This window comes from Brevibacillus parabrevis (assembly GCF_003710905.1).
GTDB classification, from domain to species: Bacteria; Bacillota; Bacilli; order Brevibacillales; family Brevibacillaceae; genus Brevibacillus; species Brevibacillus parabrevis.
Window position 1 is genome coordinate 1 of sequence record NZ_RHHV01000024.1, and the last position, 10,489, is coordinate 10,489.

General features: G+C 42.6%; 14 protein-coding genes. All 14 read left to right on the forward strand.

The window, feature by feature from the left end; genetic code table 11:
• The coding region (locus tag EDM60_RS28865; protein ID WP_122966704.1) for a hypothetical protein at window positions 1–1,091 on the forward strand (1,091 nt) is incomplete at its 5' end.
• Between the two features lie 14 nt (window positions 1,092–1,105).
• The gene (locus EDM60_RS26875) at window positions 1,106–1,612 is read left to right on the forward strand and encodes a hypothetical protein (protein WP_122966705.1); all 507 of its coding nucleotides are present in this window, start codon (window positions 1,106–1,108) and stop codon (window positions 1,610–1,612) included.
• A 203-nt stretch (window positions 1,613–1,815) separates the two neighbouring features.
• Complete coding sequence (locus tag EDM60_RS26880) at window positions 1,816–2,292, forward strand: hypothetical protein (RefSeq protein WP_122966706.1); 477 nt, start codon at window positions 1,816–1,818, stop codon at window positions 2,290–2,292.
• A 4-nt stretch (window positions 2,293–2,296) separates the two neighbouring features.
• Window positions 2,297–2,920, forward strand: coding sequence for an HK97 family phage prohead protease (locus tag EDM60_RS26885; RefSeq protein WP_122966707.1), 624 nt, complete (start codon window positions 2,297–2,299; stop codon window positions 2,918–2,920).
• A 312-nt stretch (window positions 2,921–3,232) separates the two neighbouring features.
• A complete protein-coding gene (locus EDM60_RS26895) occupies window positions 3,233–3,418 on the forward strand; it encodes a hypothetical protein (RefSeq protein WP_019534772.1) in 186 nt (61 codons plus the stop codon).
• A gap of 116 nt (window positions 3,419–3,534) precedes the next feature.
• Entirely contained in the window at window positions 3,535–4,047 is a 513-nt protein-coding gene (locus EDM60_RS26900; protein ID WP_122966709.1) for an HGGxSTG domain-containing protein, read from the forward strand.
• A 188-nt stretch (window positions 4,048–4,235) separates the two neighbouring features.
• Complete coding sequence (locus EDM60_RS26905) at window positions 4,236–5,045, forward strand: recombinase family protein (RefSeq protein ID WP_233454222.1); 810 nt, start codon at window positions 4,236–4,238, stop codon at window positions 5,043–5,045.
• A gap of 29 nt (window positions 5,046–5,074) precedes the next feature.
• Window positions 5,075–5,245 (forward strand): IDEAL domain-containing protein, encoded by a 171-nt coding sequence (locus EDM60_RS26910; protein WP_122966710.1) that lies wholly within the window; start codon window positions 5,075–5,077, stop codon window positions 5,243–5,245.
• Window positions 5,246–5,643: 398 nt separating this feature from the next.
• The gene (locus EDM60_RS26915; RefSeq protein WP_233454220.1) at window positions 5,644–6,468 is read left to right on the forward strand and encodes a replication initiation protein; all 825 of its coding nucleotides are present in this window, start codon (window positions 5,644–5,646) and stop codon (window positions 6,466–6,468) included.
• Window positions 6,469–6,813: 345 nt separating this feature from the next.
• Window positions 6,814–8,049: an IS110 family RNA-guided transposase gene (locus EDM60_RS26920; RefSeq protein WP_122966712.1), complete on the forward strand. Its 1,236-nt coding sequence runs from the start codon at window positions 6,814–6,816 to the stop codon at window positions 8,047–8,049.
• Between the two features lie 138 nt (window positions 8,050–8,187).
• Window positions 8,188–8,646 carry an AHH domain-containing protein gene (locus EDM60_RS26925; RefSeq protein ID WP_122966713.1) on the forward strand — a complete coding sequence of 153 codons (459 nt, stop codon included), beginning with the start codon at window positions 8,188–8,190 and terminating at the stop codon, window positions 8,644–8,646.
• A 19-nt stretch (window positions 8,647–8,665) separates the two neighbouring features.
• On the forward strand, window positions 8,666–9,175 hold the full coding sequence (locus EDM60_RS26930) for an ankyrin repeat domain-containing protein (protein ID WP_122966714.1): 510 nt from the start codon (window positions 8,666–8,668) through the stop codon (window positions 9,173–9,175).
• A 203-nt stretch (window positions 9,176–9,378) separates the two neighbouring features.
• The gene (locus EDM60_RS26935; protein ID WP_122966715.1) at window positions 9,379–9,855 is read left to right on the forward strand and encodes a hypothetical protein; all 477 of its coding nucleotides are present in this window, start codon (window positions 9,379–9,381) and stop codon (window positions 9,853–9,855) included.
• A gap of 4 nt (window positions 9,856–9,859) precedes the next feature.
• On the forward strand, window positions 9,860–10,489 hold a 630-nt coding region (locus EDM60_RS26940), incomplete at its 3' end, for an HK97 family phage prohead protease (protein ID WP_208715252.1).

Consider the following 10,489-nt stretch of genomic DNA (forward strand, 5'->3'; position numbering starts at 1 on the left):
CCGTGCTGACGGTGTATAGCGTTGGAATGGGCACAGCAGCATTAAAAGGCGGCAAATCGGTGGCGAAGCTGGATGTGGACGCGCCGCATTGCAAGCAACCCCATGCAGATATGGATGCGGACGGCGGAAAAGGGAGAGGCGGTCTCTTGCACAGGTCCGGTGTAGATGACCTGCTGGAAGGCACGCCACTTAAGGACGGGAAACTCAAGACGAAGGCCAAGCTATTTGATGATGTGTTGAAGGATTTTGATTTGCTAACGGAAAAGTATCAGCATAACATGCTGAAACAAATCTTCGAGAAGATCCGAATTAAAGAGGAGGTAATGGTCGATCCGGTTTTTGGGCAAAGCTTTTCGGTTTGGAACATTTCTTTCTTTAAAGACAAAAAAGATGGACATGGGCTGCAGCATATTGAGACGTCAAAGGGCCATGTCAGTGAGGCTCCTCGTAATAAGGACATTCCACATGAAATAACGCCGCCAAAAGGAGGAAAGGCAAGCGGAGATTCCGGGCATTCTCATCATGATGAGCCAGTTACTGATAAGAAGGGGAATGATGCTAATAAAAATCAGCCTCATGAGAAGGAGAAGGCAGGGGCTGAGGGGATGGGTAATGCTAAGTACGATTATAAAAAGGTTGAAGAGGTAGAGAACAGAATTAGACATGAATCTAAAGAGCATGGGCAGTTTTTTGACAAGGATGGTAATTTAATTGGGGACACAGTTATTGGTACTGAGAAGGCAATAGATGTTAGTGATTATAGGGACAGAGGAAAAGATGCTGTGTTTACTCATAATCATCCTACTAATGGACCGTTTAGTTTGGAAGATATGATGGTAGCTGTAGACTTTGATATGCTAGAGATGAGAGCAATAACTCCCAATGGAAAGACGTTCAGTATGACAAGAGGAATTGACGGATGGAAAGTTGATGGCCAGTCAGTTCGAATGGTGTATCGATTAGTACAAGAGGAGTTAAGAGCAGATGTTAATTTCAATAAGCTATATAAAGAGGGACGAATGGATGAAGCATGGGACATGTTTTATGATAAGGTAGCAGAAAGAATTGGTGGGGAATATAAACGAAAATAGGATGGTGATAAATATTGAATAAGAAGTTTCTTTATAGTAAACCTAGTATTATAGGGGTATTGGATTCAGGGAATGATGAATTTAACGATATAGGTTCTTGGCTTTTTGATGATTCACCAGCATTACTCAGAAAAAAATTTAGGGAAGATTCTTTGGATGAATTAGTAATGGAATTAATTGATATTTTCCGAGAAGGAAATCCGAATTATCAGGAACTGGCTGGTTTATTTGGTTTGGTTAAAATAGAAGAGGATGAACAAGAAGGATTAAAAATATGGAACGTAAGCAATATTGAACGGCTAGCAGGTGATTTAAATAAAATTGAAATGCACATTGATGCTCAAAGTTTAATTATTAATAAGCTATATTTATATATAAACGAGTTGTCTAATTTACAAACAATTAAACAGAAATTAAATGATAAGTTTGAAAAGGTATCTTATCAGGATATTAACGGAGGGCTTATATTTAATGAAAAAGAGCTTATTATAGGCATTATTAAAGTACCAGAGGAGAAGTAAAATGGTGAAGCCTTAGCGTGATCATCAAAAAAATAGTGTAAACTTGGTTTACAATCCCAACAACAAGATCGTACAATACAATCAACAAACCAAATACTAAACAACTCAAACACTTGACAAACTTTCAAAAGCTCTTTCCAACTTGTTTTATGAGTAGGAATGAGCTTTTTTTGCATGCCCAAAATCAAAGGAGGACGAAACGAATGGCAAAACGCGAACAGGTAGTAGAGGAAGTCGTAGAGGAGACGGTACGCTCAATCACTCAGGCACAAGCGGACTATGAACAGCTTATGGATGAGATTCGAGGTTCTTGGCAACGGGCAAGGGACTTGCGGGAGAAGGCGGCAGAGTTGGAACTGTCGGGGCGCACAGATGCACAGGTAGGAGCCGAGATCCGGCAGTTATTAGATCAAGCTAAACGGTTTGAATTGTTAGGGGATCAGAAAGACCGTCATGAAAAGCAAGAAGCAATTCGTTACATTGAAGATTTACAGCGTGAAGCATCTGCATTGAGGGGAACTGTACAGCACAACCAAAGCGTGTTAGCTCGTCAGCGTAAGGAACTGGAGGAAGCAAAGGAAGAAGCGGTGGCAATGGTTCAGCGAGCAGAAAAACGAGTACAGGAAACAGAACGGCTTCTAGCTTACGAGATGGCAAAGCTTGCGGAATTGGAGGGCTAATCAGATGAAACATTCAATTCGTGTACAGGTCAAACAGTTAAAGAGTTCAACAGAAAATAGAGTTCTTAGGTTTATAGGCTCAACCGAAACAGAGGACAGAGATCGGGACGTTATTCGTGCTACTGGCTGGCAACTTGAAAATTACAAGAAAAACCCTGTGTTCCTCTGGGCGCATGACTATACGGTTCCCCCGATTGGACGAGCGCTAGATGTGCGAGTAGAGAATAAACAACTGGTATTCGACATTGAATTTCCGGTGAAAGGGCTGTACCCCTTAGCGGATACCGTCTATGAACTATATAAAGGCGGTTTCATGAAAGCAACTTCGGTTGGATTCCTAGGCAAGGAGTTTGAACCACGACAAAGCGGCGGCACCCTGTACAAGAAGCAAGAGCTGCTAGAACTATCTGCTGTTCCGGTACCGGCAAATCCAGAAGCTCTACAACTCGCCAAGATTAAAGGACTTGTTACGAGTGCAACAGAGAAGTTCTTTGGTGACGATGAAATCGTAATTGAAATCGTGGATGACGAAATTGAAATCGAAGGAATCGGCTCTACAGAAGAGTTGGTAGCTACCATTCAAGACGCAGTACAGGAAACGCTCAACAGAGCTACAGGAAAAGTGTAACCCAAGAAGGGATGAACATTATGGTGAAATTAAGTCCGGAAGCATTAGAAGCACGTCGGGAATATAGAAGACAGTATGAGCGAGAGTATCGGCGCAGATGGCGGCAAAAACCTGAAAACAAAGAGAAGCAAAAAGAGTACGAGCGACGATATTGGGAACGTAAGGCAAAGGAGCTAACGCAAGAATACGTGCAAACCAACGAGACGGGGGCAAGTATACGTTGCGGGAGGCTCATACCGTAATTTACTTGCTCCTGAAACAGAAAATACGAGACAAACCAATTTTGACGGTTACAGGAGGGGCATAACAAAGATGAACGAAATGACAGAGTATGAAAAGTTCCTATGGGAAGAACTAAGTGCGGCAAACGATATGTTGTTACGAAACGCTTACCTACTAGACGACTATATAGACTACATCAATGCAGCAGGACTACGTGAAGAGTTTGAAGCATTCAGGGAAGTAAAGGCACAGCAAGAAGCAAATGCGAGTAACTGAAATGCGATTAGTTGAAAAGTAACTGATAAACTTTGATGGATTGAGCGGCTGGGGGGGTGTAGACTCCCCCAGGTCGGGGAAACGAACCCCATGAATTGAGGTTAGGCGGTGAAAGGATGGAAAAAAAGCTGTGCGGAGCAAATACGAGAACCGGCGGACTATGTAAAAAAGCCGCTTTAGCAAACGGGCGTTGTAGGTTTCATGGGGGAAAATCCACTGGACCGAAAGACCCCAGTAAGCTAAAGGGTAATAAAAACGCATTAAAGCATGGACTGTATGAAATGATCTGGGAGGATACATTGACGGACGAGGAACGGGAACTGTTAGCCCATGTATCAACTGACCCGAAGGCACAAGTTGAAAGTGAGTTAAAGTTATCGGAAGTACGCATTCTTCGTATGATGCGGCGCATTAAACAAGAAGAGCAGAAGAAAAAGCCGAATCATGCCCTAATACGAACCATTGAAGAAGGAATAACGAGAATTGGAATGAACAAGGTAAGCCTTGTAAGGGAAAGTAGCAGGCTGTTAGAAATAAACAAAAGTAAAAATGATGGGTCATTAGATCGGTTGAATGAAATACTTGAGCGTGCAAGGAAAGATCATGCAAGGAAGGAATACGAACGCTAACAGAGGGGGGACAAACAGGTGATGAAGCTTGTTCGTTCCCTTTTTTGTGATTGAAGCGGTAGGATGGCAAAATTCAAAATAAATTTGTTTTACCACGATCACGGTAAAAGAACGGCAGGAAGGATAAAAGGAATTGTAATTCCTTTAATCTAGGTCGTATAGTGTTTACAAAAAAGGAGGCACTGGACATGGGTAACGTGAAAATGAAGAGAGTAGTTGGCTACGCTCGAATTTCATCAGATAGTCAGATAGAGAATACTTCGATAGCGGAGCAAGTGAAAAAGATTGAAGCGTACTGTATCAGTCAAGGCTGGGAATTGACGGGAATCTTTAAAGACGAAGGAGAAAGTGGAAGTACGACCGAACGTGAAGGATACAGAGACATGATGCAGTATGTTCAGCAGGCTGAAAACGAAGTGACAGGAATCGTAGTAGTGAAGGCAGACCGTATACACAGAAGGTTGAGAAATTTGATATTATTGATAGAGGATGAACTTGAACCAAAAGGAATAGCATTCATTAGTGTGTCAGAAAATTTCGATACGTCCACACTGTCAGGAATGATGTTTCTGCAAATGATAGGCTCTTTTTCAGAGTTTGAACGGAAGACCATTAACGAACGGACAAAAGGCGGACGGATTGCCACCGCCAAGGGAAATAAATATGCTGACGGTGCACCTGCCTATGGGTATCAGGTACATAATGGTATGATAATCATAAACGAGCAACAAGCACAAACGGTAAAGAACATATTTCAACTCTATGTAGAGGGGAATAATCCATACAAAATCGCTTGTAAATTGAACCGAGCAGGCATCCGCACCAAAACAGGGAAAGACTGGACTGTTGTACAGGTACAAAACATTCTGAACAATGAGACGTATACAGGGTTCAATACCTACAACGGGCAAAAAGAACGGAACGGCATCAGACAGAAAGATGTTTTCCCTCGTATCATTAGCCGCCAGTTGTGGAACAAGGCAAGGCAGGTTAGCTAATCGTCGATTAACAATGGGAGGTTAGACAAATGAGCAAATTTCAAGAAGCAATGATGATGTGTTCAGAGGACTACGACGAGCTAATAGATATGGCCTTAGCGCAAAAGGACAAGGAATGGTTTGAGGAGCTAGTCAAAAAGCAAAAGTGGTTACGTGAGCTGGAAATCGAAGCACGCCGCGAGTTAGGCGTACTCGACTAGGATACGATCATACTATACAGCAGACCCACGAGAACCGGGCGAGACGACGTTCTCATGTAGGATTACCACAAATGACACCGATGAGGGGAGATACAAACGAGAGCGAACCATCTCACAGGGTTAGACGTTATTGTTGACTCTAGATAAAGCATGTGTCATAATCTCCGTACAGTATTCGATTGTGGTTCAGGGATACTGCTAACTTGCCCAAACTTTGAAAGCTTAGAAAACACACACTTCAAGCACTTGGAAAACACTGTTATTGGTGATTTCAAGTGCTTTTTTGCGTTTAACAGTCAGAAACGGATAGCCGATAATTACTTAATTAGTCGAGTAAGTGTACATTTTTACAATCGCAAGTAGCCAAAAAACGTATGAGAACGGGAGTGTAGCGTGTGATGAGGGCAAGTGTATCCATAGACAAATTTGTCATGGAGTACAAGGATGTGCCGCTTGGGGCTTATTACGGATTGATGAGAGATGCGGCAATGAACGGTTTTCAAATCAAAGAAACGGTGTATTGGGGCGACTACTGTTACGAGTTACATATACGGAAAGGGAATCGAGCCTACCTGCATGTGTTTTACAAGAACTTTAGGGAGACGGAGGGACACTTGCATACATTGCGGCTAGAGACGCACCCCGAACATTACTTGCATTTTCGGGAGTTGGTGGAACCGATACGCAAGGTGGCAAGCAGGATATACTTTGTGGGCTGTGATGTGGCGTACGATGTGCGTACCTCACTGGAAAATGTGGTAGTCATCCCGATGCATGGAAGGAGAAAAATGACTCATGAAGGAACAACGAGGTACTTTGGATTACCTCATCAGCGCAAGACAAACGGATACTGCCGTATTTACGACAAAAGGCTGGAACTATGGGAAAAGCAAGGCATCGCTATTGACCACGAGTTGAGCCGGATGGAGATAGTATATAAACCAGACCAGAAAATATTGCTGTCAGATGTGGGCAGGTATCCGCCCGAGCAGAACGATAAATATTTTGCGGCGGTGGTAACAGATTGGGATACACTTCCTAGAAAACGGGCAGAACAGATTCGCAACATCCGGGACGGAGTAAAAATGTATGATCGTCGTATGCGAACAGTGGTAAAAGAAACCCTTGCAAACCCGTATCACGTAGATTTCAACAGGTTAGCAAGGGAACAATGGGTATCGCTAGTTGAAGTACCTTGTGCGGCATTGCTGAGGGCAGCATAAACCGCAGAGTCAAACAGCGATTGGTGTAACGATTTCGTATTTACAGTATACGACCTTCCCACAGAGGAAAACGACAGGAAACATACAGGGTTGTGCAGATTTTGGAAAATATCGTATACTGCGCATCACTGTTTACCCGTTGTGTAGGGAATGTCGAAAAATGTTTTCGTACGCTCCTTTCAAAACGTTGAAATTTTATTATATGTAGTTATACAGACGTTGAACGATTAGAAAATGGACTGGCTGGCGTCCCGTTGCGGGTCACTTGTTGACTAACGCTTGAGCTGAGGTTGCCGACATTTTTTTAGCTTTCAACGTACTTCATAGACAGAGGTGATGCCTTGCATGCACTACAAACAGAAGCATATTTACATTGGAGTTGACCTGCACAAGAAAACACATACGGCGGTAGTCATCAACTGCTGGTACGAGAAACTGGGGGAAATTACGTTTGAGAACAAGCCAGCCGCTTTTGATGAATTGACCACGTATGTCAAGCAGTTCAAAAAGCGAGGTATGACCCCTGTATATGGGCTGGAAGATGTAGGTGGGTATGGTCGCTCTTTAGCGGTCTACCTGACAGAAAACAAGCAATTGGTAAAAGAGGTGAACCCCTCACTTGTCAAAGACGAAAGAAAAAGCCATCCGAATCCACAAAAAAGCGATAGTTGGGATGCAGAGTGCATAGCCACAGTACTCGTAAGAAAGCTAGACAAATTGCCAGATGCAAACCCACAGGATGTATACTGGACGATTGGTCAACTGGTGACACGAAGGAATGGCTTGGTAAAGGCGTTGATCTCACTAAAAAACCAATTGCATACCCAATTGAGTTACCACTATCCCAGTTACAAGAAGTTCTTTAGTGATATTGACGGCAAATGTGCGCTGGCGTTTTGGGAGAAGTACCCTGCCCCGCATTTGTTAAAAGGTGTTTCGATTGAAACATTGGCAGCATTTTTGCGGAAGTCGAGCAATAACGCCTGCTCGACAAGGAAGGCAGAAGAAATACTCATATTGGTACAGGCGGACGGAGATACAACACGTAGCTACCAAGAACAACGAGATTTTTTAATCCAAAGCCATGTGCGAGACATTACCCACAAAAAGAAGGAAATTGCCCATGTAGAAGCAGAAATTGGTAACATGATGAAACTGCTAGACTACCAATTGGAAACCATGCCAGGAATAGACCTTGTAACAGCATCGGCATTGGTAGCCGAGATTGGTGATATTACGAGGTTTGCGAGTACTGATAAATTGGCACGCTTTGCAGGTATTGCACCAAAAATAGAGGGTTCGGGTGGAAAAGAGAAAACGAAAAAAACGAAGCTGGGCAACAGGGTATTACATGGTTTGTTTTACAACCTAGCCGTACAGCAAGTGCAAGTTTCAAAAGGTAGCAAAAAGCCACGCAATCCGCTATTTTACGAATACTTCAACCGCAAGAAAGAAGAAGGTAAAACGCCAACGCAAGCATTGGTATGTGTCATGCGCCGTTTAGTCAACATCATCTACGGCATGATGAAGAACAAAACAGCGTTTCGTCTCCCTGAACAAGTAGAAAAACAGGCAAGCTGACAGGTGGTATTGCTAGTACATCTAGCAACCACCGTTACTTTTCAATCATTCAGCTTTACAACTTAGGAGACGGGTAATCTTGTAAACGAGTATCTAGATGATATTGTTGATGCGTCAGGCAATATCAGTCATACTAAGATGAATAACCTTAAGAATGCTATTCAAAATAATAAATTCACCCCAGAAGAGCTTTCTCAAATTAGCAAGAAGATGAGTGATTTAGGTATTGCTTCGGAGTATTATGAAGTATTACTAAAAATTGATTTTGGTAAGTATCTCAGAGGACTAAAAGGTGATCCTCCTGTTGACATGGTAGATCCACATGCGCACCATACTTTATTCAAAAAGGGCTTAGGTGAAGCTCAACGAAAACTTGTTCAAGAAGGTCAAGATATATTAAGAAAGCATGGTATTGACCCAATAATTGGTGGAGAAAATTTAGTATGGGCACCCAATAGAGTAAGTGGGCAACATGGCATTGAAGCTTTAGAAAACGTTGTAAAACAATTGAAAGCAGTTGATGCTGCAGGTGGGGAATATGATGATTTTGTTGAAATATTGGAAGATCTTGGAAAATTAGCTGCTTCAAGAAGATGAATTTTATGGGGGAACTAGAATGGATAACAATCAAATTGCAAAAGAAATTAGGGGTGCTATAAAAAGTAATCAACTGGATATTTTAAGAGTTTTGCTTGAAAAAAATCCAGAAATGCTTGAATGGATGACGCCCTTTGGTACATGGTTACATGTAGCATCAGCCCATGGGCACTTAGAAATAATAGAATACCTTATTAATGCTGGGATAGATATTAATGCACAGGGTGGAACGTTTTCTACAAATGCCCTTGAAAGAGCAAGTGCAAAAGGACATTTAGATATTGCAGAATATCTTATCAACCACAATATTGAGATTGATACCAGTGAACCAGAAAGAAATCCTCTGTTTGCAGCAATATATGGTGGTCAATTTGAGATTGTTAAATTGTTAGTTGAGAGTAATATAGATATATCTATAAAATACTCTGGTGACAACATGAAAGATATGGATGCTTATGCTTTTGCTATTGAGAGAGGAGAAACGGTGATTGCTGAATATTTAAAGCAAAAACTGGATGAAAAAGAGTAAAAAAAGACAGTATAAAGGGTCTGGCAAAAGTTTTGTGTAAACTTGGGTTTACAATCCCAACACCAAGATCGTACAATACAATCAACAAACCAAACACTAAACAACTCAAACACTTGACAAACTTTCAAAAGCTCTTTCCAACTTGTTTTATGAGTAGGAATGAGCTTTTTTTGCATGCCCAAAATCAAAGGAGGACGAAACGAATGGCAAAACGTGAACAGGTAGTAGAGGAAGTCGTAGAGGAGACGGTACGCTCAATCACTCAGGCACAAGCGGACTATGAACAGCTTATGGATGAGATTCGAGGTTCTTGGCAACGGGCAAGGGACTTGCGGGAGAAGGCGGCAGAGTTGGAACTGTCGGGGCGCACAGATGCACAGGTAGGAGCCGAGATCCGGCAGTTATTAGATCAAGCTAAACGGTTTGAATTGTTAGGGGATCAGAAAGACCGTCATGAAAAGCAAGAAGCAATTCGTTACATTGAAGATTTACAGCGTGAAGCATCTGCATTGAGGGGAACTGTACAGCACAACCAAAGCGTGTTAGCTCGTCAGCGTAAGGTACTGGAGGAAGCAAAGGAAGAAGCGGTGGCAATGGTTCAGCGAGCAGAAAAACGAGTACAGGAAACAGAACGGCTTCTAGCTTACGAGATGGCAAAGCTTGCGGAATTGGAGGGCTAATCAGATGAAACATTCAATTCGTGTACAGGTCAAACAGTTAAAGAGTCCAACAGAAAATAGAGTTCTTAGGTTTATAGGCTCAACCGAAACAGAGGACAGAGATCGGGACGTTATTCGTGCTACTGGCTGGCAACTTGAAAATTACAAGAAAAACCCTGTGTTCCTCTGGGCGCATGACTATACGGTTCCCCCGATTGGACGAGCGCTAGATGTGCGAGTAGAGAATAAACAACTGGTATTCGACATTGAATTTCCGGTGAAAGGGCTGTACCCCTTAGCGGATACCGTCTATGAACTATATAAAGGCGGTTTCATGAAAGCGACTTCGGTTGGATTCCTAGGCAAGGAGTTTGAACCACGACAAAGCGGCGGCACCCTGTACAAGAAGCAAGAGCTGCTAGAACTATCTGCTGTTCCGGTACCGGCAAATCCAGAAGCTCTACAACTCGCCAAGATTAAAGGACTTGTTACGAGTGCAACAGAGAAGTTCTTTGGTGACGACGAAATCGTGGATGACGAAATTGAAATCGAAGGAATCGGCTCTACAGAAGAGTTGGTAGCTACCATTCAAGACGCAGTACAGGAAACGCTCAACAGAGCTACAGGAAAAGTGTGGATCGGCTACACTGAATTG